This window comes from Sporosarcina koreensis, from assembly GCF_042655825.1.
GTDB lineage: Bacteria > Bacillota > Bacilli > Bacillales_A > Planococcaceae > Sporosarcina > Sporosarcina koreensis.
Genome location: NZ_JBHSNP010000027.1, coordinates 116,841 through 142,812, shown reverse-complemented (window position 1 = coordinate 142,812; position 25,972 = coordinate 116,841). Strand labels below are relative to the sequence as shown.

The following is a 25,972-nucleotide window of genomic DNA, read 5'->3' as shown; positions in this document are numbered from 1 at the left end:
TGGCGAATGCACAATCGATGATTTTTACAATATACGGAGATTATATCCGACATTATGGCAATAAAATATGGATTGGCAGCCTGATTCGATTAATGAAAGAATTTGGTCATAATGAACAATCCGTAAGGGTAGCGGTTTCTAGAATGATGAAGCAAGGATGGCTTGATTCCGAAAAGCAAGGGAATAAAAGTTATTATTACTTGACACCCCGTGGAGAACTCCGAATGGAAGAGGCTGCTGTCCGTATTTTTAAATTGATGCCGCACGACTGGGACGGAAAATGGCGCATGCTTATGTATACGATTCCAGAAGAAAAAAGGCAGATTCGTGATGAACTTCGTAAAGAATTATTATGGAGCGGGTTTGGCAGCTTTTCAAACGGGTGCTGGATCACACCGAATAATCTCGAACAAGAAGTGAGATTGCTCATTGATAAATATGACATCCAAGCTTACGCAAATTTATTTTTGTCCGAAAATAAAGGACCGCAAGCAGACAGGGAACTTGTTGAAAAAAGCTGGCCGCTTCAAGAAATCGACAGGAAGTATGAAGAATTCATTTCAACCTATAGCAATAAATACATCATTCATCAAAGCCTAATGAATAACGGGCAAATGACGGATGCGGAGTGTTTCGTGGAAAGGACAAATCTAGTTCATGAATACCGCAAGTTCCTCTTTGTAGATCCCGGGCTTCCGAAAGAGCTGCTGCCGGAAATATGGAACGGCAATCATGCCGCTTATTTGTTTGAACAATATTATAAGTTGCTTGCGCAATCGGCCAGCCGGTTTTTTGAAGATGTCTTTCAAGAAGATAACGACATGCGGCGAAAAGACAAATCATATGATGCGGATAATCATCCGCTCATTATCGAATAAGCGGAAAAAAGGAGGGATTTAATTTCATCCCTCCCGTAGCTTATTACTCATTTTGAAAAATCTCACGGTAGTCGTACCCTTTTTGAACGTATGAATCTATCGATAGTTGGATCAGTTCAAGATCCTTTTCATTCAGTTCCCTCACTACTTTTCCTGGAGATCCGACAACGAGGGAACGGGGAGGGATTTTCTTTCCGGGTGGTATGAGCGTATTTGCACCAATGATGCATTCTTCGCCAATTTCCGCATGGTCAAGAATTGTAGATCCCATGCCGATAATCGAACGTCTTCCGACTTTGCATCCATGTAAGATGACGTTATGCCCGACAGTCACCTCATCTTCTACAACAACAGGAGCACCTTCATACAGATGGATTGTCGAATTATCTTGGATGCTGCATCTTTTCCCAATCGTAATTGGCCCTTCATCTCCCCGTAGTACTGTATTAAACCAGATGGTCGATTCTTCCCCTACTCGAACATCCCCGATCACTTTCGCTCCAGGCGCAACAAAAACAGTAGAATCCAGTTCGGGTTTATCCCCTTTATAAGGCACTATCATACATATCCCCCTCAATTCTATTAATCTAAATTGTCATTCTATTAATACTAGTATAACATAATTTTGTGGAGGTGGAGAAATATGATAGATGTATGTGAGAAGTTACAAATTGACTACCCGATTATCCAAGGGGGTATGGGGAATATTAGCAATGCACAGCTCGCTGCGGCTGTGTCCGAAGCGGGGGGACTGGGGACAATCGGTTGCGGGACGATGACTCCGGACGAAGTGGAGCAAATAATACTTGAAACGAAACAACGGACGAAGAAGAAATTTGCAGTTAATATTGCGGTGGGCGTTTCCCCTTATACGGATAAGATGATTGATCTTGTCATTAAACATGAGGTTCCAATTGTATCCTTATCAGCAGGTAACCCAGCCCCATTTATTCCTAGACTTCTTAACGATAATATCATCGTAATAGCAGTCGTCGCTTCAGTGAAGCATGCACAAAAAGCGGAAGCGGCAGGAGCGGATCTAGTAGTTGCAGAAGGGTTTGAAGCAGCAGGCATCAACTCCAACCTGGAACTGACGACATTCGCACTCATTCCACAGATTGTGAAGCATGTAACAATCCCTGTACTTGCTGCAGGAGGAATCGGTGACGGTAAAGGACTGGCGGCTGCACTTTTGTTAGGGGCGAGTGGTGTGCAAATCGGCACTCGTTTAATTGCAACGAAGGAAGCGCCGTTTCATGACAAGTACAAGCAAAATCTTGTCAACGCAAGTGATACGGAAACGTTGATCATCGGGCGAAGCGTTGACCGGCTAAGAAGAGTGCTAAAGACACCTTATGCGATGAAACTCAAAGAGTTTGATAAAGCGGGTATGACACTGGAACAATACGGTGAATTGACATCGGAAATCCAGCATGTCAAGGGTGCGATTGAAGGCGATATGGAAAACGGATTTTTGAATAGCGGTCAGATTGCAGGGCTGATCGAAGACATTCCAAGTGTGAAAGAATTACTGGACAACATGATGGAAGAGGCAGGAAATCGGTTGGAGAAATTGACTGGGGAGTTTCGCGTGGGGATGAAAAGAAAATAAAGAAGAACTACCTATTAAAGTTTTTTTGAACGCCGCTGCCTCCAGGGTTGCGGTTCTTTGTGCTGTAGTTTATATCGATCTATTCCGAAATCATGGAGTTTTCCAACTATAATATTGACTTCAGTATTACGTATTGGTACGATTACGTTATAATAGTGTTATATAAAGTTAGCGGACTCCAAGGAGAAATGTAAGCGCTCTCATTTATTTATGAAGCTTAGATTTGATGGGCACCGAGAATCGTAGTTTATGGGCGAGAATCATAGTATATAGGGGGTAAGCGATGAAGCAGGGAATGGAAGTCGGCAGGACAGAAACGATAGAGATTATCGTTACAGAAGATATGTTGGCTGCTTTTGAAGGCGAAGTTGTACACCCCGTCTATTCGACAGTGGCGATGACCTATCATATGGAATGGGTTTCCCGAAAAATCATTCTGCCTTTTTTGGAGACGCATGAAGAAGGGATGGGGGCGTCCGTTCAGCTAAAGCATTTAGCACCTTCCCCACTAGGTTCTAAAGTGACGCTGACTGCAGTGCTGGTAGAATTTCAGAACAATGCTGTCATTACGGAAGTTACCGCGCACAACCACGTCGGAATCATCGGTCAAGGCATCGTAAAACAAATCATTCTTCCGAAAGAAACGATTGCCCAAAAATTGAGGGATGCATCGTTATCTTCCTAGGAAGTGAAGTTTAGCAGACAGATTGTAAATGTTCAGGGGGCTTAATCCATGAAAATTGAAGAAGAAAGAGTATCAGTGGCAAGCAACTTCGATCTTTTTGAAAAAATGGTCGAACATGAACAAGTCGTTTTCTGTAATGATCCATCGACAGGCTTACGCGCAATTATCGCAATCCATAATACTACACTTGGGCCTGCCCTAGGCGGCTGTCGTATGCATCCATACGAAAGTGTGGACGCGGCTCTGGAAGATGCGCTTCGTCTATCCAAAGGGATGAGCTATAAATGCGCAGCGGCTGATGTGGATTTTGGCGGTGGAAAGGCGGTCATCATCGGAGATCCGAAAACGGATAAGACACCCGAATTATTCCGTGCTTTTGGCCAATTTGTGGAATCGCTTGGCGGCCGATTTTACACAGGCACTGATATGGGAACGACCGTGGAAGATTTCGTCCATTCAATGAAGGAAACCCATTGCATTGTAGGAAAACCCGAAGCCTATGGAGGTGGAGGGGATTCTTCCATCCCGACAGCAGAAGGCGTTCTATACGGCATTAAAGCGACGAATCTGGAGCTATTCGGTAATGATGATTTAGGGGGGCATTCATACGCCGTCCAAGGTCTAGGAAAAGTGGGGTTCAAAGTCGCAGTTGGATTACTTGAAGCCGGTGCTCATGTTTATGTGACGGATATTGATGAAGAGAGTCTGCGTGCCATCGAAGAAAAAGCGGCTGCTACACCTGGAACCGTGAAAGTTGTTGCAAGCGCGGATATTTATTCACAGGAAGCGGATGTATTTGTTCCTTGTGCACTAGGCGGAATTATTAACGAACAGACAATCAATCAGTTCAAAGTGAAAGCGATTGCAGGATCGGCCAATAATCAGTTAATCCATGAAGATTACGGAAAAAAGCTACAAGAGATAGGCATTCTTTATGCTCCGGATTATATTATCAATTCCGGCGGTCTCATCCACGTGGCAGATGAATTGTACGGTTTCAATCATGAGCGGGTGCTGGCCAAAACAAAACATATTTATGATGCGATTTTAGAAGTATACAAGCTGGCAAAAATGAGCGGCATCTGCACGATGGAATCCGCAAATACGATGTGTGAGAAAAAAATGGAAAGTAGAGGCGGGCGGAACAGCTTTTACACCCCATCCATTAAACCGAAGTGGGCAATCCGCAAATAATCGTGAGTGGGGGTCATGTCGTTGGAAATTGACTTTCCGATTAAGAAAGTAATTGATGATGAAGGGATATTACTAGATTCTTCCTACGAGAAACAGATTGATGAGCAATTGGTCAAAGATTTTTATTACAACATGGTGCGGGTCCGGACATTCGACAGAAAAGCGATTAACTTGCAGCGGCAAGGACGCCTCGGCACCTATGCTCCATTCGAGGGACAGGAAGCTTCGCAAGTTGGCAGTGCACTTGCTTTAGGCAATGATGACTGGATTTTCCCGACCTATCGCGACCACGGTGCGACGTTGACGTACGGTGCAGATATGGCGAGGACCTATTTGTACTGGAATGGCCGCGTTGAAGGTTGCGTCCCTCCGGAAGGGAAGAGGATTTTTCCGCCGGCCGTCCCGATTGCGACACAGCTGCCGCATGCAGTAGGAGCGGCTTGGGCAGAGAAGAGGAAAGGTACACGAAATGCAGCCATCGCTTACTTCGGTGACGGTGCCACTTCAGAAGGCGATTTCCATGAAGCATTGAATTTCGCTAGCGTTTTCCAAGTGCCTGTCGTCTTTTTTAATCAAAATAATGGCTACGCGATCTCAGTACCGATGGAAAAACAGATGAATTCAGCAACAATTGCCCAGAAATCGGTCGCATACGATATTCCGGGCATTCGTCTTGACGGCAATGATTGCTTTGCAGTCTATTTTGAAACAAAAAAGGCATTTGATGATGCCCGGAATGGATATGGGCCGACGTTGATCGAAGCGGTCACTTGGCGGACAGGTGCTCATACGACTGCCGATGACCCATCTAAATATCGATCTGCAGAACAAGGCAAGCATATTATAGACCCGCTAGTCCGATTGGAAAAATTCATGCGGAATTACGGCTACTGGGATGAAGAATGGGTCACGAAAATAAAAGACAAAACGACAGTTGAAATTGAAGCGGCAGTAGAAGAAATGGAAAGCTTCCCAGCTCCGAACGTCGAAGATCTTTTTGATCATGTCTATGCAGAGTTGCCAGCAGACTTGGCTGCACAAAAAGAGGCTTACCTCGCACAACTAGGAGGGCAGTGACATGGCGATTGATATGAAGAAATCAGCCGGACCGACGGAGACGACCCGACTGATGACGATGATCCAGGCAATCAATAGCGCGATGGAAACAATGCTTGAAGAGGATGAACGAACAATTATCATGGGCGAAGACATCGGGAGAAATGGCGGTGTGTTCCGGGCGACTGAGGGACTTGTAGAGAAATTTGGAGAGGACCGTGTGGTGGATACACCCCTTTCGGAAGCTGGCATTATTGGGGCGTCTATCGGTCTAGCGATAAATGGCTTCAGACCGGTTGCGGAAATTCAGTTTCTTGGTTTCATCTACCCGGCATACGAGCAAATCATGACGCATGTTTCCCGTATCCGCATGCGGACCATGGGGACTTTTACAGTACCGATGGTCATCCGTGCGCCGTATGGAGCGGGAATCCGAGCGCCTGAAATCCATTCGGACAGTACAGAATCCTTGTTCACTCATATGCCTGGCCTCAAGGTCGTCTGTCCATCCCGACCTTATGATGCGAAGGGTTTACTGATTGCAGCAATGGAAGATCCGGATCCGGTGCTCGTTTTGGAACCGATGAGGAATTACCGCGCACAAAGAGAAGATGTTCCAGTAGGTAAATATGCAGTTGAAATCGGCAAGGGGAAAATCGTCTGTGAAGGAACCGATGTGACAATCATTGCATGGGGCGCCATGGTGGCAGTGGCTGAAAAGGCAGCCGAGCAGGCAATGGAAATGGGCATCAGCTGTGAGATTATTGATCTTCGAACGTTGTACCCGATAGACCGTGACATCATCGCACAATCTGTACAGAAAACAACAAGGGCGGTCATTGTCCACGAAGCACACTCAACCGGGGGACTCGGAAACGATATCGTTTCAATTATTAATGACACCTCTTTCCTTTATTTGCGTGCGCCGATTGAACGGGTAACAGGGTTTGATGTGCCGGTTCCGCTATTTGCACTTGAAAACCACTACCTTCCAACACCTGAACGAGTCGTTAAAGGCATTGAAAAAGTTGTCCATTTTTAGGGGGGAATGAAGTGCTGGATGTAAAATTGCATGATATCGGAGAAGGGATGACGGAAGGGGAGATTGTCCAATACCTTGTGCAGGTCGGGGATAAAGTGACGGTTGACCAGCCGCTTGTTGAAGTGCAAACGGACAAAATGACAGCGGAACTTCCTTCGCCATGCGCCGGGATTGTGAAGGAAATCATCATTGAAACGGGAGAAACCGTCCAAGTCGGAACAAGCCTCCTCTGCATCGAAGAGGATTTCAGTGCAAGAATCGGAAATGAACCCAAACCTGAACTGTCAGCTGCGAAAGAAGTTGCGGCGATTGTCAGTGAAAAAGCCGGGAAATTTTCCTCAACTCCGTTCAGGCGTGTATTAGCTGCGCCTTACACACGTAAAATCGCACGTGAAAACAATATTACTATTGAAGATGTCCCATCCAGTGATCCATCAGGACGAGTGACTGAGGAAGATGTTTACCGATTTATCGAAGGGAAAAAGGCTGTGAAGGAACCTATTATTGAAGTGCAGCCTGTAACTTCAAATGAAAACCCTTCTGATGAAATTTCATTTAAAGGAATTCGGAAACAAATCGCAAGAAAAATGACGCACTCTTTATTGACCATTCCCCATGTAACCCATTTCGACGAAGTTAATATGACGAATATAATTAATATGCGTGATGAACTGAAAATGGCAGGGGAATCGGTGTCTCTATCCGCATTTTTCATTAAAGCGCTCACGATTTCATTGAAGGAATTCCCGATTTTTAACGCAGAGCTGGATGAGGCAAATGATCGCATCGTGCTGAAGAGAAATTACCATATCGGCATTGCAACGAACACGGCTAACGGATTGCTAGTTCCTGTCGTTCATGATGCGGATAAAAAGACAATCAAAGATCTTCACCGAGTGATAAAGGAGTTGACCGAGAAGGCAATCACAGGAAAACTGAAGCCTTCTGAAATGCAAAACAGCACGTTTACGATGAGCAATGTTGGTCCGCTTGGCAGTACCGGTGCAACACCTATTATTAACCACCCCGAAACGGCAATCATCGCATTCCATAAAACAAAAAAACAACCCATCGTCAATGAGCATGATGAAATCGTTATCGGTCATGTGATGACATTGTCCATGTCGTTCGATCACCGCGTTGCTGACGGGGCAACGGCCGTTGCATTTACAAACCGCTTTTCCAGTTTAATCGAACAGCCGCATAATTTGTTGTTGGAGATGATATGACATGGTAGTGGGGGAAATCAGTCAACAAAGGGAACTTGTTATTATTGGCGGCGGTCCTGGCGGCTACACGGCCGCCATACGAGCGGCTCAATTAGGGATTGCCGTCACGTTAATTGAACAGGGCAAAATGGGCGGTGTCTGTTTAAACAAAGGGTGCATCCCTTCTAAAGTTTTTACGCATGCGGCAATGAAACGTTCGGAAACCGCTCATTTGAGAGAGATTGGAATTGGCGAAGGCAATGACACTTTTAATTTACCAAAGCTGCAATCCTATAAAACAAAGGTGATCGAAGGGCTGAGAGCCGGTGTTGAAAGACTATGTCGGGAAAACAAAATTGAAATAATCCAGGGAAAAGCTGCATTCATCTCTGTAGATCGAATCGGTTTGGAAAATGGGCATCAGTTCGATATTTTTGAATTCAAACAGGCAATTATCGCTACAGGAAGTTCGCAAATTCTGCCAACCATCTCAATGGAAACAGGGAAACGGATTCTGCTGCCCCATCAAATATTCGAGTTGGAAGAGGTGCCCGAACATCTTATCATACTCGGACACGACACAATCGCACTTGAAGTGGCTTCCAGCTATGCTGCTTTTGGGGCAAAGGTCTCTTTACTAATGTCGAAAAATTCAGTCCTTTCATTTGATGAATCAATCAATAAAGAACTGACGCGGATCTATAAAAAACGGAAAATGAACGTCGTCAAAGATGTAGATGTGGTAAATATTAATGAGCTGGATAACGAAATTGCAATTACATTTCAAACGAATATGGGCGTGCACGAAACGATCCAAGGGTCACATCTATTCATTTCCGAAGGAAGGAAACCGAATGTGGAACCGTTAGGCATCAGTCGCTTCGGAATTGAACTGACAACGGAAGGTTTCATCAAGGTGGACGGGAATATGCAATCGTCAATCCCGAACGTTTATGCAATTGGGGATGTGACGGAAGGGCCGCTTCTTGCAGTAAAAGCAATCAAACAAGGTAAAGTAGCTGCAGAAGCGATTGCAGGAGGAAGACCGGAAGCCGATTTTACTTTCTTGCCAATCGTCGCTCACACAATACCGCCCGTCGCTTCTGTTGGTCTTACGGAGCAACAGGCACGTGACTTTGAAATAACTATTCGCGTCAGTCAATTTGCCCTCGGAGGAAATGGCTATGCGGCAATCACCGGCAAAAAAGAGGGGTTCATCAAGGTGATTTCCGATTCAACGACCGATCTGGTCGTGGGCATTCATATGATCGGGGATGGGGCCATTGAAATGTCGGCTTCCTTTGTCCAGTTACTGGAGATGGCTGCGAAAGAAGAAGATATGACGTTTCCGACGTATGCTCATCCAAGCTACAATGAAGGGCTGCTCGAAGCGGCAGAAGGGTTGATCGGACAGGCGATTCATGCTGCCCCGGTTAAAAGGAGAATGCAAGATTTGTCAAGAAGGTAAATAATTATAAGCTTGTAATGACGGAATATTACGTGTAATATATCTACAATGTTGATATATAAGTTGAAATATTTCGTCTTACTTTCTTCAACTTGTATACCAGTATAGAAATGTTAATGATAACAGGGGGAGAAAAAATGAGGAACAATTGGAAAAAAGCATTGATTGCGGTTTTCGGTGCTACACTGCTTCTTTCAGCATGCGGCACATCGTCTGGGGGCAGTACGAGCGCTGGTGAAAAAGAAAAGGTCTATAAAATCGGTGTCACGCAAATTGTCGAACACCCATCTTTGAATGCAGCATATGACGGCTTTAAGAAGGCCCTGGAAGACGCGGGAATCAAAGCGGAATATGATCCTCAAATTGCTCAGGGTGATCCCACTGCAAATACGACAATTGCCAATAACCTCGTAAGTTCCGGCGTAGATCTGATCTTTGCAAACTCGACGCCGAGTGCACAAGCTGTAGCAAGCGCAACGAAAGATATTCCGATTGTTTTCACTTCTGTTACGGATGCTGTCAGTGCAGAACTCGTTGAATCGATGGATAGCCCGGGCGGAAATGTAACGGGTACGATTGATAATCATCCCGATGCAATTCCGAATACATTGAAGTTCCTTAAAGAGGAATTAGGCGCGAAAAAAGTCGGCATGGTGTTCAACTCCGGCGAGGCAAACTCCCGTGCCCAAGTGGATGCGGTGAAGGAATTGTTGAAAGAAATGGATATGACTGTTGTTGAAGCATCTGTTGCTACGTCCGCAGATGTGAAGCAAGCGACAGAGTCATTGATTGGTAAAGTGGATTCTTTGTACATCATTACGGATAACACTGTTGTGTCTGCACTGGAATCAGTCGTTTCAGTTGCCAATGAACATAAACTGCCAATGATGGTCGGTGAATTCGACTCTGTCAAACGAGGCGGTTTAGCGGCATATGGATTTGAATATTATGATATCGGCTATGAAGCTGGACAAATGGCTGTGAAGATTTTAAAGGGTGAAAGTAAACCTGCTGATTTAGCCGTCCAAGTTCCGCAAAACTTGAAACTGATCATGAACGAAGATACGGCGAAAGCATTGGGGCTATCCATTAAAGATGAGTGGAAAGCTGAATTCAGTGAATAAATAGGAGATGATTCTTAATGTTTTCAGCGATATTTGGCTCTGTTGAACAAGGGATCATCTTTGCAATCATGGCGCTCGGGGTGTACCTATCCTTTCGAGTGCTGGATTTCCCGGATCTGACGGTGGACGGAAGTTTTGTATCGGGAGCTGCAGTTGCTGCTACAATGATTCTATTCGGCTATCATCCTGCTATCGCAACAGCTGTAGCGCTCGTCGTTGGCTTCTTGGCTGGCTGTGTAACCGGTCTTTTGCATACAAAAGGAAAGATCAATCCGCTGCTTTCCGGGATTTTGATGATGATTGCATTGTATTCCATTAATTTACGCATCATGGGCCTTACATCTGAAAACTCGATTGGCCGCCCTAACATTCCTTTATTAAATGCAGAGACGTTATTCAGTAAATTTCAAGCGTTTTTCGCTCCATTAGGCATCGATAATGTGATGAACCAATTTTTCAGTATGCTAGGTGTCCGCTATTTACCTTCCACATGGGGAACTGTCTTCATCATGGCGATCATCGTTTTACTCATTAAACTTATTGTGGATTGGTTCTTGAAAACTGAAGTGGGACTTGCGATCCGGGCAACTGGAGATAATAAAAAAATGATTAGGAGTCTATCGGCGAACACGGATACACTCGTCATTATCGGGCTCGGTTTCTCAAATGCGCTCGTCGCCTTTTCAGGAGCGTTATTTGCGCAATATGCAAAGTATGCCGATATCGGCATGGGTATTGGAATGATTATCATCGGTTTAGCTTCCGTCATAATCGGTGAAGCGATCTTTGGAACAAAAACAATCGTGCGAACAACTTTTGCGGTTATTGCAGGGGCAATCATTTATCGGGTTGTCCTAGCGTTTGCGCTTAGGATTGATTTTCTCGATACAGGAGATATGAAGTTAATTACAGCGGTGATTGTCATCTGCGCATTGGTGTTGCCGCAGTACTTTGAAAAGAGACGTGAGAAAGCGAGAAAAGCGAGGCGTCATGAGGAACGTTCGGCCGAACGCAATTTTTCTCTCAACAAGGAGGGGAATGCAATTGTTGAAGCTCGAACAGATAAATAAAGTATTCAACGAAGCAACACCTGATGAAAAGATTGCGTTAGATGAAATCAACCTCGAGTTGAAATCCGGTGATTTTGTGACCGTAATCGGAAGCAATGGAGCCGGAAAATCAACAATGTTAAATATGATTTCCGGAGCCCTTACCCCTGACTTTGGCGAAATTGAAATTGCGGGTAAAGATGTTACAAAGCTGCCGGAATATGTACGTTCTCGTATGATTGGAAGAGTATTCCAAGATCCGATGGCAGGTACTGCCCCCTCGATGACAATCGAGGAAAACCTGGCAATGGCGTATTCCAGGAATAAAAAACGGGTGTTGCGTAGGGGTGTCGATAAAAAACGCCGGGAGTTTTTCCGCAGCTCGCTTGAAACACTGCATTTGAATTTGGAAAATAGGTTGAATGCAAAAGTAGGCATGTTATCCGGGGGGGAGCGTCAGGCGTTATCATTGCTGATGGCGACATTCACCCAACCGTCTATTTTACTGCTGGATGAGCATACAGCTGCGCTTGATCCATCCCGTGCAGAATTGATTACGAAATTAACAAAAGAACTTGTTGAAAAAGATCAATTAACAACACTTATGATTACACATAATATGCAACAGGCACTCGATCTCGGGAACAGGCTCATTATGATGGATAAAGGCCAGATTATCATAGAAGTGGGAGCCGAAGAGAAGAAGGGGCTGACAATCGATAAACTCATGGCTGAATTCCAGCGCATTCGTGGTGAACAGTTAACGAGCGATAAAGCGTTGCTCTCCGTTTGAGTATATTGAGAAGAACTAAACGATCACCTCTGATGGTGAGCGTTTAGTTTTTTGTTGTTTCAGCAATGAATTTTCAAAAATACGACGATTTTTGCGCAAGGGCCCATTCTTCGAGTTTAAGGTCCATTCTTTCGAGATCAAGGTCATTTCTTCACACAATGACTCCTTTATTCCCGTGCACCTCTTCCATTTGACCCGATTTTCAAGAAAAAAATATGGACAACCAAGCAGACGTCCTATCTCACGCGAAATTACAATAATACAGTATAAGGACCCCTTGAATGCAAAGGGGTTTTCCAACCGGAAGGGGGTGACCAAGCCATGGGCAGCATGCATGAGGTGGAAATGGGCAACTTTTATGAACAGAGTCGGAAAGGCAAGGGTGATGCGAGTATTTGTCAACTATTATCGACCTTGCCACCGAACACCACAGTGGCGGAAATACTCGTCGACGGGTTGCCGTTCGCAGTGTCTGCTTTCGTCAACTTGAACACGGATACGAAGCTTGCGTATTTCACATCAGTCGTCGGGACTACCCTCATTGTAGATTGCGATAGCATCTCCCAAGTGATTTTCTAGAATTATCGTAGATGAATCATGGACATGCTACCCAATACGCACATCTATGAGGAAAGGAGATGAACCGGACATGGCAAGGACAGCAATTTGTGATCTGATGGAAACATTTCCTGCGAACTTCACATTGTCGAGTATAGTAGTAGACGGATTTCAGCAAACGGTCACATCATTGACGACAATCGATCGAGAGAGATCCCTCGCTTTTTTCAATTATGGTGGATCGACTGTAATTGCAGATTGCAAAAAGATTTCCTTAATTGAAATTTGATCCATCGACATAGGGCAGAGAAAGCATCTAATCTAATTGAAAATCCATAGATCCATTCAATCATCATCCTACACAAAAAGTGTCTCACCCCAAAACAGGCACTCGACATAGAAAAAGCCCGCAAAGCGGATTCCTGCTTTGCGGGCCCATTTATTTTCCTGGATAATCAAAACCGTTCGTCTTCCCATTTGTTGCGGCGCATCGACGGTTCATCGATGAATTCATCCTGCACGTCGACTTCTCCCGATTGATCGAAGTGGGCTTCTTCCCGTCTAACGGTCTCATTTACAGTTTCCGTATCTTCCACTTGTCGCTTGCCGACGACGATTTCTTCAGAGACATATGGTTGTTTTGTAACTTCCAATCGCTCTTCGGTAATCGGCACACGGATCGTTTGATCGTCCTGCATCATTTTGAATTCATCGAGATCCGATTCGTACTCATTGACAGGACGGCGCTCGACGTAGACTTCTTCGCGCATCACAGGTACGTCAAAGGATTGTTCTTCTTCAACAACGTCTTTATGAAGCGTTACTTCGCCTCTTTCGACCTCTTCCTTGTCCACGTTGAGACGCTCCTCATGGAGACGCATTTTCTCCTCTTCTGTGTTACGGTCGAATTGGTCTGATTGATTGTAGCGGTTTTGCACTCCGTAATAGTTGCTTGGAGGTGTCTCGTAGTCGTATTCGTTGCGCACAGCCTCTCCGCCGACTCGGCCGAAGCTCTCGTCCGCTCCTTCATATAAATTGGAATCTTGATAGGCACCCGTTGAATAATTGCTTCGGTACAATTCATTTTCTTCAAAGTCAGACACGCGGTTTGCGCCTAAGTTCGGGTCGACACCGTCGTCCGTAACGCCGAAACTGCCATCGCTTCTCGTATGAAGCCGATTCAATTCGCCTTCATCGACATAGAGCAGCTTCCCGCCATTTTGAATTTCATTATAGTAATTGTCCATATCGCCATCAGGGACACCGGCTTCGTGCAACATGGTTCGGACGTGATTTTCACCGGTCAGGAAATTCATGAAGCGGTCAAACCAAGATTCCGGGGTCGTCTGGACATCTCCGTATTTCATTCCTTGGAACATCGTCACATCAGAATCATCCTGCGCAATGACGTAAATATTCTCTCCGTCGATTCCTTGAGCTTTCAAGTCATCTATCTTTGTCATCAATTCCGAGTCGTTGTGATACATACCGATAAATTTTTTATCATTCATGCTATATCTCTCCTTCTCTTTGATTGATGGTACTGTCTTATAGATACCCAATCTGACAGGATGGAAACGTTTGTGAATGAAAGACCCGCTATGCAATCAATTAAGAATATACTAACATTAGAGGGGAGGGGGAGAGGAACGTTCATGCAGAAAAAAATAATGGCTTTCATAATGATCATTTGTTTATTCATCACTTTTCATCACGCATCCGCGGCTCAAGTTGCTCCGGGCCCATCCGGAAAAGATGCAGCGGAGCACTATGCGATCAGCGTCCCCGTGACAAATGTTTGGCGGGTGCCGAATGAGACCCGCAAGATCGACGCAGTTTCCATCGCAGCGAAGCCCGATATTGCGAAGTGGACGAAAGGCTTGACGGTGGCGGAGAAGAATTGGCTCATCGGCAAGACTGACACACAAGCTTTATACGGAGATAAAGTGGAAGTTTTGAAGTCGAGAGGGGACTGGGTCTATATTGCAGTTGCGGACCAGTTTAATAAAGGGCAATCGAAAGGCTATGAAGGCTGGGTGCCGAAATCGCATGTGAAGGCCTATACTCCATCCGAAGACGGTTTGAAAATTGCTATCGTCACGGCGAAGATCGCTTCCTTATACAATGAACCGAAACTCAATGACAACTATAAATTCTTCGACATCAGCTATACGACAATCCTTCAGGTTGTGAAGGAGGAAAGGGATTGGCTGCAAGTGAAGACGAAAACGGACGGCTTGAAATATATCCGCAAGAAGGACGTCAACGTTTACGCCGATTTTGCTTCCATTCCAAAGCCGACGCAAAAGGAGCTCGTCGACAGCGCGAAGCAATATATCGGCCTGCCGTATTTGTGGGCGGGAGTATCTGCATATGGATTTGATTGCTCGGGATTGATGTATTCAGTTTATAAGAATCATGGCATCCTTATCCCGCGCGACTCTTCCGTCCAAGCGACCAAAGGGACGGCGGTGAAACGGAAAGACTTGCAGCCCGGCGATCTGATGTTTTTCGCGCATAATAAAGGAATGGGGAAGGTGTATCACGTCTCGATGTATATCGGAGACGGCAAAATGGTCCACGCCCCTAACTCATCAAAGAAAGTCGAAATCGTCAGCATCAACTCGGGCATGTATAAAACAAACTACGCCGGCGCGCGGAGATATTTGAAATGATGTAATGAAGAGTGGTCCTTTCCGAATTGGAAAGGGCCATTCCGCACTCCAATCAAACCAGATTTACCTTTCAAGTTCTACATTCCTTCCCCGAGTATTATATTGTAACAACGCCATGGGAGGGATGCTGTGTTAATTGATGGGGTATTTGCAGGTGGCGGATTGAAGGGGTTTGCATTGGTCGGTGCGTACCAGGCATTGGAAGAGAAAGGGTATCGTTTCAATCGGGTGGCGGGGACGAGTGCTGGGGCGATTCTCGCTTGTTTCATTGCTGCAGGCTATTCGGGCAAGGAAATTGAACAGATGATGCAGGAAGAGGACTTGAAATCATTGCTCGATCCACGAAACACAATCCTACCAATACCATTCATGAAATGGCTGCTGCTCTATTGGCGCATGGGTCTTTATCAAGGAAGTGCCTTGGAGGACTGGTTTTTCGAAAAGCTGTCCGCAAAAGGAATTTATAATTTTGCTGATTTGCCGCCGGGATCGCTCAAACTGGTGGCATCCGATCTGACACACGGGAAAATGATCGTACTGCCCGATGACCTCGTCCACTATGGTATCGAGCCGGGGATGTTTCCGATAGCCCGCGCGTTAAGGATGAGTTGCAATATCCCGTTCTTCTTTGAACCTGTCCGTTTAAGAGCGCCTAGCGGGGAAACAATCGTCGTCGACGGGGGGGTGCTGAGCAATTTTCCGATGTGGATATTTGATGACGCAGAGGGCAGGAGGGAGCGGCCTTTGATCGGAATGAAGCTGAGCCATCGGAAAGATGATATGGGAGGCCGGGAAATCCGCAATGCGCTCAATTTGTTCGAAGCCTTGTTTTCCACGATGAAAAACGCGCATGACGATCGGTATATTTCCCGGAAGCACGAAAAGGATATCATCTTCATTCCCGTCGAGCAATACAGCGCGACACAGTTCAATATGGAGGATGAACAGAAGGATGCGCTGATGGCAATGGGATGGACGCGCGCAAATGAATTTCTGCGGACTTGGTCACATTCAATCGAAGGTTCCAGGCATTTCCGTCTAATTGTCTAAAGCAAAAAAAGCGTCTGCACAAATATGCAGACGCTTTTCACCTTATAATCTTTTGAAGCTATGGAATTTCGATTTCCAATAGCTATTGTTCAAGCTGGTAATTTGGGATTGCTTGCCGCCAGCATGGACGAACTTATTGTTGCCGATATAAATGCCGACGTGGGAAATCCCTTTACGGTATGTGTTTTGGAAGAATACCAAATCACCCGGTTGCGGCTTGCTCACTTTTTTCGATTGTGCGTATTGACCAAGCGTATCCCGGGCAACCGATTTACCGGATTGCTTATAGACATATTGGACAAAGCCGCTGCAGTCGAACCCTTTCGTCGACGTTCCACCGAAAACGTACGGAATGCCAGTCAATCCAGTTGCACGTTTGACGACTTTGTCCGATAGAGCAACATGATTACTGCTCTTCGCTGCCGATACATTCGCTGCTGATACGGATTGCTTTGTCAATAAAGTGTTAAGCGCCCAGCCTGTTTTGCCGTTCACTTTCACTTGATACCATACTTCTTTGCCGACTTTCTTTTCACTTACGTAAGTGACTTTTGTACCCTTTTTCGCTAATAAAAGGATTTTATGGTTTGTTCCTGCTTCGGAACGGATATTTACATTATATGCGGTTGAATATGTCCCTGTATGTGCAGATACAGTTTGTGATGAAGGAGCACTTGCCTCCGCATCTGCTGCCGTAAATCCAAATGCCAATGAACCTGCTACGAATAACGATAAAGCAACTTTCTTCACACTATTCCCCTATCTACCATTTTAAAGTTTGGTTTTATATTTTTATATCTTGCTGATCACCTCTCCAATTGTAGAGGCTGAATGTTACAAGACGGGGGCAGTAATGTTACAAAAGCATTACAACAGTATGACAGGACTTTACTAAAAGTCTATATTGTTAATAAAGAATTGGAAAAGGGTTGCTCTCATGATGAGAAGCAACCCTTAATTTGTATAGTAACTTTTATTGTTGAAGTTTATGTCCATCTAAAGATCCGTGATCCGGATTCTATTGAAAATGATCAATGCCGCGGTCATTTTCCACTGGGTGTCTTCTATCCTTAAGCAACGCAAGCCCTACCAACTCTTGCGTCCTTGCGACCCTTTAGCCGCGCCAGTGTGAATAAGTGTCCTCAAAAACAGTACGTAGAATGCCATGTCAAATTAAAAGTTACTATGGCGTTAACTTATTGATTATAGCATGGATGGAGATGGATGGCAAGTCGAATAAAGAGTATACAGTTTATAAGCGTATTTCCCGGGAAATTTACTTTTTTTGACATTGTAAACGCTGTTATGGAGGAAATGTCTTCAGTTGGAAAAATAGTATATTTTTATTATGGAATAATATGATAGATACGGATAAAAGGCTCAAGCAAGCCATTTATCGTAATGGGATTGTCACTATTTCTACAACTTTCTTCTTGTTCTATCGGCTCTATTTCCTATATAATAATATTATCTTGCTAAAGGGAGTTGGGGATGGCTTGAAGCCGAATTCAAAATTTGCAACGAAGATTGTCGTCCTTGTCGTTTTGGTCATTGGAATAGCAACAAGTGTCGGATGGTACGTCGTCTCGGGTGCAAATAAAGGAATGGATGTCTCGTTTTCGCAATTTGAGAAGACGATCCAGGCTCAAGAAGGAAAGCCTCTATCCTTGAAGGAAAAGGCTGACGGCACCTTGTCACTAAAGACGAATGATGGACTATACGTAACGCAGGTCCGTCCGCAAAGCCAACTGGCAGAACAATTAGTTGAAAAATATAACCTTTCATATACATTTGCCGATGCTGGCCAATATAATGGCTTGTTTGTCGGAGGTTTGATCATAGCATCAGTCTTGACGTTAATGATTCTTCATAAAAAAGGAAAGCTTGGGGTAGGCGTTTCTTCGATGAAGAACGGGACTTCGAAGGCGACTCCGCTTCCTGAAATCACACTTGATGATATCGGCGGCCTTCCGGAAGAAATGAAGGAAGAGATTCACCAGACCCTGTCGATCATCAAAGATCCGAAACGTGCAACACAAGTCGGAATCCAGGCACCAAAAGGGATTCTCCTGTACGGACCTCCGGGAACCGGGAAAACATTGCTTGCCCAAGCGATTGCCCGCGAAATCGGAGCAACATTCTATTCATCCAGCGGTTCCGCATTTACGGAGCTTTTTGTCGGAGTCGGTGCGTCACGTGTGCGCACATTATTCCAAAACGCCCGCAAGCACCGTCCGGCTGTCATATTCATTGACGAAGTCGACGCGTTAGCCGGCAAGCGTAAGGAACATGGCGGGGAGGAATCCGAAAAGACGTTGACGGAGCTTCTCGTTCAGTTGGACGGAGGAAACGATAACGAAGGGATCCTTTTCATTGCTGCAACAAACCGGAAAGATATGCTCGATGAAGCATTCCTTCGTCCAGGGCGTATCGATTATACATTCAATGTACCGCTTCCGGACACGCATGGCCGTCGTGAAATCATCGACATCCATACGAAAGGACGTTTGTTGGCGGAAGAAGTGTATGCTTCATTAGATGTATTGGCTGAAAGCACGTCCGGTTTTTCCGGCGCGGAACTAGGCTCTTTATTCGAAACGGCGAGCAAGCGGGCAATCCGTGACGGCCGTGAAAAGATCGGCAAGGGAGACCTTGATTTCGCAATCGACCGGACAATCCTCGGCAGTACATCGCGTACGCTGAATGATCCTGATACGAAAAGAAGGGTCGCAATCCACGAAGCGGGCCATGCGTTGATCGCTGCGTTGACAAAACCGGGTTCTGTCCGGAAAGCGACAATCATTCCGCGTGGACAAGCACTCGGATACGTAGCGCCAATCCAGAAAGAGCTGCATTTGCAGACGGCAAGCGAATTGCTTGATCAAGTGAGCATGATTCTGGCGGGAGGCGTCGCGGAGCGGCTTTACCTCGGTGAGCATAGCATTGGCGTCACCGGAGATGTGCAGCAAGCGAAGGACATCATCGAACGGATGGTTGACACAGGTTTGCTCCAAGATGGATTCATGCTGACGTTCAATAAGGGCGAAAAAGAGTTGAAAATGCAAGCGCTCTTCGCCGAGGCATTGAAACAAACCGAAACACTTATCCAGGAAAATGCCGCACAGTTCGAGGAATTGGTCAATGTCCTCTTCCAGAAAGAGACATTGGATGGTTCCGAAGTACAGGAAATCGTCGATGGCAAAGGTGTAGAAGAAGTGAAAGAGCTTGTTATCATCGTGTAATACAAGAACTCCTTGGTCCGATTGGACTGGGGAGTTTTTTTTGTGGCATGAAATTGATTTATTGCAACACAATAAAAAAGCGGCGTAACGAAAGCAATTGCAGGCGTAACGCAATCAATTTGGATCGCAAAGCAATCAAACTAGGGCAAAACGCAATCAATTACGTGCACAACGCAATCAATCCGGATTGCAACACAACCAAACTCGAGCAACGCAATCAATTGCGAGCGCAACACAATCAGTCTGTATAGCAACGCAATCAAACACGCGCAACGCAATCAAAGTGCTTCGCAACGAAATTAATCTGCATCGTTACGAAACGAATAAGCTTCGTTTCGCAATCAACCTCCCTCGCAACACAACCAACTCCCATTAAACCAGTGCGTCTAATCTCACAATACCACCGGAAAAATCCATGTCGAAAGTTTGATGGAATAATCGCAAAAAATTGCAAAAAGTCGCATGGTCATGCATTCCAGGCAATGGTACGATGGGAATGCAGTCTATTACTCTATCAAACTAATATGGAAAGGGAGCGGTTAACGGAGGATTTTCACGCACTGCACCATATTTTCAAATTTGAAAGGAGAATGGTTTCATGCGGAGTAAGAGATGGAGGAAGCGTTTGAATGGCTTTTTGGCGTCTAGTTTAGCTGTAATGATGGTTGTGCCGACGGTTCCTGCGATTGTGAAAGCGGAATCGGTAGCAACGGATCTGTTAATTTCCGAATATGTGGAGGGCAGCAGCTTCAATAAGGCAATTGAACTTTACAACGGAACGGGACAGACCGTCAATCTGGGCGATTACACGTTGGAGCTATACGCGAACGGAGCAACTACAGCTTCGCAAAAGCTGACATTGTCAGGTGCATTGGGACATGGTGAAACATATGTCTTATATCATAATCAAGCAGCTGACGGAATAAAGGATAAAGGAAATTTAGCAAACTCAAGCGTCATCAATTTCAACGGTGATGATCCGCTTGTTCTCAAAAAAAGCGGTACAGTTATAGATTCAATCGGTCAAGTCGGCTCCACTGCCAAATGGGGAGTTGATGTGACACTAGTCCGGAACGGCTCCGTTACACGCGGGGACTCGAATCCGGGGGATGCATTCAACCGTGACGCTGAATGGACCGCTTATCCAAGAGACACATTCGATCATCTAGGGTCGCATGAGATGGATGGCACAACACCGGGAGAGCCGGGTGAACCTGGTGATCCGGGCGATATTTCAACAATCGGCGATGTACGCTCTAAGGCACTAGGTGAAACGGTGACGATTAAAGGAACAGTAGCCGCCAAATTGAAAAACACGATTTCAGTGCAGGACGCTACGGGCGGAATTGCTGTCAGGCCGACAAGTCTAAATGTGCAAATCGGTGATGAAGTGACATTGACTGGCAAGCTTGCGGATTACCGCGGATTGCTGCAGCTGGACAATGCGACAATCGTTGAAGTGACGAAAGATGCCGGCACTCCGGAACCACTCGTCATTACAGGATCGGAAGTCGGTGAAAAGGTCGAATCACAGCTTGTCACTGTGCATAACGCAATTCTTTCCGATGTACAAGCGGGCAGTGGCTGGTCGAATTATTTAGCGACAGATGGAACTGGTGACTTTATCGTCCGTGATGAGACGGCAACCCTGGGACTCACCGTCGGGACGGCCTATGATTCGATTACTGGGATCGTCCAGCAGTTCGATAATGATTACCAGATCATTCCGCGCTCGACCGTCGATGTTGTCGTTGACAGCTCCGCCATCCAGCCGGTCGTCGCAAGTCCGGGAAGCGGTACGTTTGTAGGCGGTGTGAAGGTTTCATTGAAGACAGGAACGTCTGGTGCGGAAATCCTTTATACGCTGGACGGGACAAGCCCGATTGAAAACGGGGCGACGTATGCAACACCGATCGATATCCAAGAAGATACGACAGTGAAGGCAGTCGTGAAAACGGATGACGATCGTTTTGGAGATATATTCACTTTTACGTATACGATTACGGAAGCCCTTCAAATTCATGATATCCAAGGGGATGGCCATACATCTCCGTTTGACGGACAAACCGTTGAAGGTGTTGAAGGGATCGTCACATACAAATATGAGCTGAACGGCTCGACGTATTATCATATCCAAACTCCGGACGATAAGCGCGACGGCAATTTGAATACGTCCGAAGCGATTGTTCTTTACAGTGGAAGGGATGCTTGGAATCTTTCCGTCGGAGATCTAGTTTCTGTCAAAGGAAAAGTGAGCGAGTATGCAATCGATGGATATGCAGACCGCCAGGAAACGGATTTGAAGACGACGCAGATCAACGTCCGTGATGACCAAGGCGGCAAGGTGCAAATCCTTGAGCGCAATGTCCCACTTCCAACACCTTTCATGATTAATGAAGAAAACTTGCCGCAACATGAAATCGCGAGTCATCAGTTCTCTGAATTCGATCCGACAAAGTATGCGGCCGATTTCTGGGAAAGCCGTGAAGCGATGCTTGTGCAAGTAGGCAATGTGAAAGCAGTCGGACCTCAAGAGCACGGTGATCTCGTAACAGTATTCGAAAATGCGGAAACTGAAACATTGAACGGCGGCATCCTCTTGAAGGAAGACGACCAAAATGCGGAGCGGGTCCAATTCCGTTTGGAACCGAACGGACCGGCACGTGATTTCGAAGTCGCGACTGGCGACCGTTTCGCAGGCCCGATTACGGGAGTTGTCGGCTATTCATTCCAAAATTACAAGATCTACACATCTTTGAGCGACATGCAGCAAGCACATTCGAAGGGCGATGCAGTGCCAGAGAAGACGACGATTGTGAAGGATGCGGATAAACTGACGATCGCTTCTTACAACTTGGAAAACTTCTCGAACAATACTAAAACGACTTCGAATGACAAAGCGAAAAAACTTGCACGGGCATTTGTACAGGATATGCAAAACCCTGACATTATCGGTGTGACGGAAGTACAGGACAATAACGGACCAGATGCTGGCGATTCCCGTGCGAATCAAAGCTACGAGCGCCTCATCCAAGCGATTGTCGATGCGGGCGGCGTCAAGTATGAATACGTCAATATCGATCCAGTGAACAATGAGGATGGCGGACAGCCGAACGCGAACATCCGTGTCGGATTCCTCTACAATCCTGCACGTGTTTCATTGACGGAAGGGATTCCGCATGGCGATGCAACGACAGCTGTCGGATATGAAAATGGCAAATTGACACAAAATCCAGGGCGCATTGCTCCGAATGACCCGGCGTTCAAGAGCAGCCGGAAGCCACTCGCCGCACAATTCGATTTTCAGGGTGAGTCAGTCATCGCAATCGTGAACCACTGGAATTCAAAAGGTGGAGATACGCCGTTATTCGGTTCTATACAGCCACCGGTCTATGGCAGCGAAGTGCAGCGGAAACAGATTGCACAGCTCGTCTATGATTTCGTTTCCGAAATCAAATCGGATAATCCGGAAGCGAATATCGTTTCTCTTGGAGATTTCAATGACTTCCAATTTGCGGAGCCTTTGAAAATCCATGAAGGCAGCCTCATGACGAACATGATCAACCATGTCGACAAGGCTGACCGTTATTCGTACGTCTACCAAGGAAACTCCCAAGTGCTCGATCACATTCTCGTGTCGAATAACTTGGCGGATCAAACAGAAATCGACATTTTGCACATCAACTCGGACTTTACGGACATGGCGGGACGTGCAAGCGACCACGATCCGGTCATGGTACAGATCGGCTTCGAAGCCCCAGTCGTATGGGATCCAGTTCCGATCAAGAAAGTGTATACCCTGATCAATGAACATAAAAAACAAATTATGATTGCTGAGCCAAGCGTCTCCGTCTATATGGATGCGCAATCTTCATTGAAGGACGGCATGTACTTGAAAGGGGACTATGCCGAGTTGACAGGTGAAGGATTCAAAACGAATACTGTCATCCTGCAGCCGAAGAAAAAAGGTTTGATCGTCGATATGAAAGGAACGGAAATGGGCCATGTGATCGTAGAAGGCTCGCATCCGCTCGAAATCAGAGGCGCTGAAAACATTAAGAGGATCGACTTTGTCAAAGGGGCGGATGCTTCTAACGTCATCTTCTACAACTCGAAAGGGAAGAGGATCGGCGTGCCAACGGTGAACAATGCACCGATCGTCACGAAACCGATCCCGAATCAGGAAGCGAAAGCCGGAGAGACGATTTCAATCGTCCTCTCCGGACATTTCAGTGACCCGGACGGCGACAAGCTGACATATTCCGCAACGAAAGGGACAGTCGACCTCAATAAGAATGTTCTCACTTTGCAATTGGAGGAAGGCTCCCACATCGTCGGAGTGACGGCGACAGATGGGGATAAATCCGTAACAGCAAGCTTCTCGGTTATTGTCACGAAAGCTGAAGTGCCGGCTGACGGCTATTACAAAAATGCAATCGGCAAGGAAGGGCAGGAATTGAAAGCGGCCCTTCACGACATCATCTCCGACCACCGGAAGCTGACGTATGCACAAGTATGGGACGCGTTGAAAGAGACGGATCAAGATCCGAACAATCCGAACAACGTCATCCTGTTCTATTCAGGTGAATCCCGTTCTAAAGATAAGAACGGTGGGAACGTCGGCGATTGGAACCGGGAGCACGTATGGGCGAAATCGCACGGAAACTTCGGTACAAGCATTGGTCCCGGCACGGACATCCATCATTTGCGTCCGACCGACGTCCAAGTGAACAGCACCCGCGGCAACTTGGATTTCGACTATGGCGGAAGTGCAGTGAAGGGCTGTGACGGCTGCTTCAGATCCGCTAACTCATGGGAGCCGCCCGATCGCGTGAAAGGCGACGTAGCACGGATGCTGTTCTATATGGCAACCCGTTACGAAGCGGGCGACAAGGTTGATTTGGAGTTGAATGAACTACTCAATAACGGCACCAATCCATACCATGGAAAGCTGTCCGTCCTATTGGAATGGCATGAAATGGACCCGGTAGATGCGTTCGAAATGAACCGCAACAACGTCATCGAACAGTTGCAAGGTAACCGCAACCCATTCATCGACCATCCTGAATGGGTGCAGTCGATCTGGAAAAAAGCCGGTTCAAACGATCTGAAAAAAGCTTCATAATGAAAACAAGACCAGGGGATCAAAAATTTCCTTTGGTCTTTTTCTTTGGCTGCGACATCGTTCCTACAACATCCATCCTCCAATCAAACGAAAAAAGCAATTCAGCAAGCATTACCATAGTCTTGAAGTCAAATATCTTAAATTCCAGACTTTCAAATTATGGAAAATGATTCATAAGTTGTGAACGACAAAAGAAAATATGCTATTCGACCTTGATTTCCAATATAGGACCATAAGTGAAACGCTGTTGGAAAAACTTGCTTAACCGTCATTGCCCTTTGGTCCAATGACTAATGACTTAGCGCAATTCGGGCCGTTCTGTCACGGTTTTGACATACAATCGTCACAATGATATTAATAATGAACATAGGAATCTACCAAATGGAACAGAGAGCGGAAGTTTTCCGGATTTCTTTAGAATGAAAGAGGGATTGGCATGTTAGAGGCGAAGAGGCGTGCGGCGATATTTTTACTATTGGCCTTCTTATTGGCTGCTGTGGCAGGTTATCTCGTGCTGGAAAAGGTCAAAGAGTTGAATGCGGAATTAGGCGGAATGACATCGATTTACATCGCGAAAGGGTCTATCCCTTCCCGTTCGCCGATAGAGGCTTCACAAGTGACGAAAATGGATATCCCAAATAAGTTCGTAACGGATAGCCATATTTTGTCCGTAGATGAGTTCGAACATCAAGTATCCATCGTCCCATTGAATCCAGGGGACATCATTACGAAAAACATGATCAAGCCCGTATCGAATCTGCAGGATGCCAACAATCGGCTCGTCACAATGTACCGGACGGATAAGATCCAGTTCGATCAGGTGCTGACGGCATTGGACCGCGTCGACATCATCGTATCGACAAATGACAATGGAAAGAAAGAGACAAAGGTCTTCCTGAAAGACGTGCTGGTCGCTTTTGCGCAAGGAACAAATGACAATTTCTCCGGCATTGCGGTTGAAGTGACGGCTGAAGAGGCGACGGACCTAATACATATGCAAAATTACGCCGAGCATATTCGTGTGTTGAAGGCGAACGTCGGACAGGCTTCTTCATTCGGCGATGCCGCGGATAAATCGGATGATCCAATAAAGAAGGAAGAACCGAAAGAAGAACCGGCCGGTGAACAGCCTGAAGGATCGGCCGCAACTGTTAAGACGGAAGGATCATCAGATCAGAAATCCGATGAATCAGGAGAATAAAGGTGAACAGTC

The 25,972-nt window shown here is 46.0% G+C and carries 21 protein-coding genes; 18 read left to right on the top strand and 3 right to left on the bottom strand.

Going from position 1 to position 25,972, the window contains the following annotated elements:
- Positions 1 to 17 precede the first annotated feature (17 nt).
- A complete protein-coding gene (gene paaX, locus ACFPTP_RS13400; RefSeq protein WP_381446070.1) occupies positions 18 to 878 on the top strand; it encodes a phenylacetic acid degradation operon negative regulatory protein PaaX in 861 nt (286 codons plus the stop codon).
- A gap of 43 nt (positions 879 to 921) precedes the next feature.
- Here the strand turns inward: paaX and ACFPTP_RS13395 are convergent, their stop codons facing one another.
- Positions 922 to 1,440 carry a gamma carbonic anhydrase family protein gene (locus ACFPTP_RS13395; RefSeq protein ID WP_381445750.1) on the bottom strand — a complete coding sequence of 173 codons (519 nt, stop codon included), beginning with the start codon at positions 1,438 to 1,440 and terminating at the stop codon, positions 922 to 924.
- Positions 1,441 to 1,521: 81 nt separating this feature from the next.
- Here ACFPTP_RS13395 and ACFPTP_RS13390 point away from each other — a divergent pair, with 81 nt between their 5' ends.
- The 12 genes from ACFPTP_RS13390 (at position 1,522) to ACFPTP_RS13335 (ending at position 12,956) form a co-directional block, all read left to right on the top strand.
- Positions 1,522 to 2,490 carry an NAD(P)H-dependent flavin oxidoreductase gene (locus ACFPTP_RS13390; protein ID WP_381445747.1) on the top strand — a complete coding sequence of 323 codons (969 nt, stop codon included), beginning with the start codon at positions 1,522 to 1,524 and terminating at the stop codon, positions 2,488 to 2,490.
- Between the two features lie 283 nt (positions 2,491 to 2,773).
- On the top strand, positions 2,774 to 3,175 hold the full coding sequence (locus ACFPTP_RS13385) for a thioesterase family protein (protein WP_381445745.1): 402 nt from the start codon (positions 2,774 to 2,776) through the stop codon (positions 3,173 to 3,175).
- Between the two features lie 48 nt (positions 3,176 to 3,223).
- Entirely contained in the window at positions 3,224 to 4,369 is a 1,146-nt protein-coding gene (locus ACFPTP_RS13380) for a Leu/Phe/Val dehydrogenase (RefSeq protein WP_381445743.1), read from the top strand.
- Positions 4,370 to 4,390: 21 nt separating this feature from the next.
- Complete coding sequence (gene pdhA / locus ACFPTP_RS13375; protein WP_381445741.1) at positions 4,391 to 5,446, top strand: pyruvate dehydrogenase (acetyl-transferring) E1 component subunit alpha; 1,056 nt, start codon at positions 4,391 to 4,393, stop codon at positions 5,444 to 5,446.
- 1 nt (position 5,447) lies between these two features.
- On the top strand, positions 5,448 to 6,467 hold the full coding sequence (locus ACFPTP_RS13370) for an alpha-ketoacid dehydrogenase subunit beta (RefSeq protein ID WP_381445739.1): 1,020 nt from the start codon (positions 5,448 to 5,450) through the stop codon (positions 6,465 to 6,467).
- An 11-nt stretch (positions 6,468 to 6,478) separates the two neighbouring features.
- Positions 6,479 to 7,696, top strand: coding sequence for a dihydrolipoamide acetyltransferase family protein (locus ACFPTP_RS13365; RefSeq protein ID WP_381445737.1), 1,218 nt, complete (start codon positions 6,479 to 6,481; stop codon positions 7,694 to 7,696).
- A gap of 1 nt (position 7,697) precedes the next feature.
- On the top strand, positions 7,698 to 9,143 hold the full coding sequence (locus ACFPTP_RS13360) for a dihydrolipoyl dehydrogenase family protein (protein WP_381445735.1): 1,446 nt from the start codon (positions 7,698 to 7,700) through the stop codon (positions 9,141 to 9,143).
- Between the two features lie 137 nt (positions 9,144 to 9,280).
- Positions 9,281 to 10,267 (top strand): ABC transporter substrate-binding protein, encoded by a 987-nt coding sequence (locus ACFPTP_RS13355; RefSeq protein WP_381445732.1) that lies wholly within the window; start codon positions 9,281 to 9,283, stop codon positions 10,265 to 10,267.
- A gap of 17 nt (positions 10,268 to 10,284) precedes the next feature.
- Entirely contained in the window at positions 10,285 to 11,337 is a 1,053-nt protein-coding gene (locus ACFPTP_RS13350; protein ID WP_381445730.1) for an ABC transporter permease, read from the top strand.
- On the top strand, positions 11,312 to 12,109 hold the full coding sequence (locus tag ACFPTP_RS13345) for an ABC transporter ATP-binding protein (protein ID WP_381445728.1): 798 nt from the start codon (positions 11,312 to 11,314) through the stop codon (positions 12,107 to 12,109). Before ACFPTP_RS13350 ends, ACFPTP_RS13345 begins: the two co-directional genes overlap by 26 nt.
- A 321-nt stretch (positions 12,110 to 12,430) precedes the next feature.
- Positions 12,431 to 12,688 (top strand): hypothetical protein, encoded by a 258-nt coding sequence (locus ACFPTP_RS13340; RefSeq protein WP_381445726.1) that lies wholly within the window; start codon positions 12,431 to 12,433, stop codon positions 12,686 to 12,688.
- A gap of 70 nt (positions 12,689 to 12,758) precedes the next feature.
- On the top strand, positions 12,759 to 12,956 hold the full coding sequence (locus tag ACFPTP_RS13335; protein WP_381445724.1) for a hypothetical protein: 198 nt from the start codon (positions 12,759 to 12,761) through the stop codon (positions 12,954 to 12,956).
- A 166-nt stretch (positions 12,957 to 13,122) separates the two neighbouring features.
- Here the strand turns inward: ACFPTP_RS13335 and ACFPTP_RS13330 are convergent, their stop codons facing one another.
- Positions 13,123 to 14,178 carry a YsnF/AvaK domain-containing protein gene (locus tag ACFPTP_RS13330; protein WP_381445722.1) on the bottom strand — a complete coding sequence of 352 codons (1,056 nt, stop codon included), beginning with the start codon at positions 14,176 to 14,178 and terminating at the stop codon, positions 13,123 to 13,125.
- A 144-nt stretch (positions 14,179 to 14,322) separates the two neighbouring features.
- Between ACFPTP_RS13330 and ACFPTP_RS13325 the strand changes: the two genes are divergently transcribed.
- Complete coding sequence (locus ACFPTP_RS13325; RefSeq protein ID WP_381445720.1) at positions 14,323 to 15,342, top strand: C40 family peptidase; 1,020 nt, start codon at positions 14,323 to 14,325, stop codon at positions 15,340 to 15,342.
- 129 nt (positions 15,343 to 15,471) lie between these two features.
- Complete coding sequence (locus ACFPTP_RS13320) at positions 15,472 to 16,392, top strand: patatin-like phospholipase family protein (protein WP_381445716.1); 921 nt, start codon at positions 15,472 to 15,474, stop codon at positions 16,390 to 16,392.
- 42 nt (positions 16,393 to 16,434) lie between these two features.
- Here ACFPTP_RS13320 and ACFPTP_RS13315 read toward each other — a convergent pair whose 3' ends face one another.
- The gene (locus ACFPTP_RS13315; RefSeq protein ID WP_381445714.1) at positions 16,435 to 17,142 is read right to left on the bottom strand and encodes a C40 family peptidase; all 708 of its coding nucleotides are present in this window, start codon (positions 17,140 to 17,142) and stop codon (positions 16,435 to 16,437) included.
- Between the two features lie 746 nt (positions 17,143 to 17,888).
- On the opposite strand from ACFPTP_RS13315, the gene ACFPTP_RS13310 reads away from it, so the two are divergent.
- From ACFPTP_RS13310 to ACFPTP_RS13300, 3 genes are all read left to right on the top strand, one after another.
- Complete coding sequence (locus ACFPTP_RS13310; protein ID WP_381445713.1) at positions 17,889 to 19,634, top strand: AAA family ATPase; 1,746 nt, start codon at positions 17,889 to 17,891, stop codon at positions 19,632 to 19,634.
- A 598-nt stretch (positions 19,635 to 20,232) separates the two neighbouring features.
- Positions 20,233 to 24,759 (top strand): endonuclease, encoded by a 4,527-nt coding sequence (locus ACFPTP_RS13305; RefSeq protein ID WP_381445712.1) that lies wholly within the window; start codon positions 20,233 to 20,235, stop codon positions 24,757 to 24,759.
- A 436-nt stretch (positions 24,760 to 25,195) separates the two neighbouring features.
- Entirely contained in the window at positions 25,196 to 25,960 is a 765-nt protein-coding gene (locus ACFPTP_RS13300; protein ID WP_381445711.1) for a CpaB family protein, read from the top strand.
- The last annotated feature ends 12 nt before the right edge of the window (positions 25,961 to 25,972 follow it).

What these genes read in the sequence shown, in the direction of transcription:
- ACFPTP_RS13390 (WP_381445747.1), top strand. Translation starts at nt 1,522, where the DNA reads ATGATAGATGTATGTGAGAAGTTACAAATTGACTACCCGATTATCCAA.
- ACFPTP_RS13340 (WP_381445726.1), top strand. Translation starts at nt 12,431, where the DNA reads ATGGGCAGCATGCATGAGGTGGAAATGGGCAACTTTTATGAACAGAGT.
- ACFPTP_RS13395 (WP_381445750.1), bottom strand. Translation starts at nt 1,440, where the DNA reads ATGATAGTGCCTTATAAAGGGGATAAACCCGAACTGGATTCTACTGTT.
- ACFPTP_RS13385 (WP_381445745.1), top strand. Translation starts at nt 2,774, where the DNA reads ATGAAGCAGGGAATGGAAGTCGGCAGGACAGAAACGATAGAGATTATC.
- ACFPTP_RS13355 (WP_381445732.1), top strand. Translation starts at nt 9,281, where the DNA reads ATGAGGAACAATTGGAAAAAAGCATTGATTGCGGTTTTCGGTGCTACA.
- ACFPTP_RS13360 (WP_381445735.1), top strand. Translation starts at nt 7,698, where the DNA reads ATGGTAGTGGGGGAAATCAGTCAACAAAGGGAACTTGTTATTATTGGC.
- paaX (WP_381446070.1), top strand. Translation starts at nt 18, where the DNA reads ATGATTTTTACAATATACGGAGATTATATCCGACATTATGGCAATAAA.
- ACFPTP_RS13300 (WP_381445711.1), top strand. Translation starts at nt 25,196, where the DNA reads ATGTTAGAGGCGAAGAGGCGTGCGGCGATATTTTTACTATTGGCCTTC.
- ACFPTP_RS13370 (WP_381445739.1), top strand. Translation starts at nt 5,448, where the DNA reads ATGGCGATTGATATGAAGAAATCAGCCGGACCGACGGAGACGACCCGA.
- ACFPTP_RS13330 (WP_381445722.1), bottom strand. Translation starts at nt 14,178, where the DNA reads ATGAATGATAAAAAATTTATCGGTATGTATCACAACGACTCGGAATTG.
- ACFPTP_RS13350 (WP_381445730.1), top strand. Translation starts at nt 10,285, where the DNA reads ATGTTTTCAGCGATATTTGGCTCTGTTGAACAAGGGATCATCTTTGCA.
- ACFPTP_RS13305 (WP_381445712.1), top strand. Translation starts at nt 20,233, where the DNA reads ATGCGGAGTAAGAGATGGAGGAAGCGTTTGAATGGCTTTTTGGCGTCT.
- ACFPTP_RS13380 (WP_381445743.1), top strand. Translation starts at nt 3,224, where the DNA reads ATGAAAATTGAAGAAGAAAGAGTATCAGTGGCAAGCAACTTCGATCTT.
- ACFPTP_RS13325 (WP_381445720.1), top strand. Translation starts at nt 14,323, where the DNA reads ATGCAGAAAAAAATAATGGCTTTCATAATGATCATTTGTTTATTCATC.
- ACFPTP_RS13335 (WP_381445724.1), top strand. Translation starts at nt 12,759, where the DNA reads ATGGCAAGGACAGCAATTTGTGATCTGATGGAAACATTTCCTGCGAAC.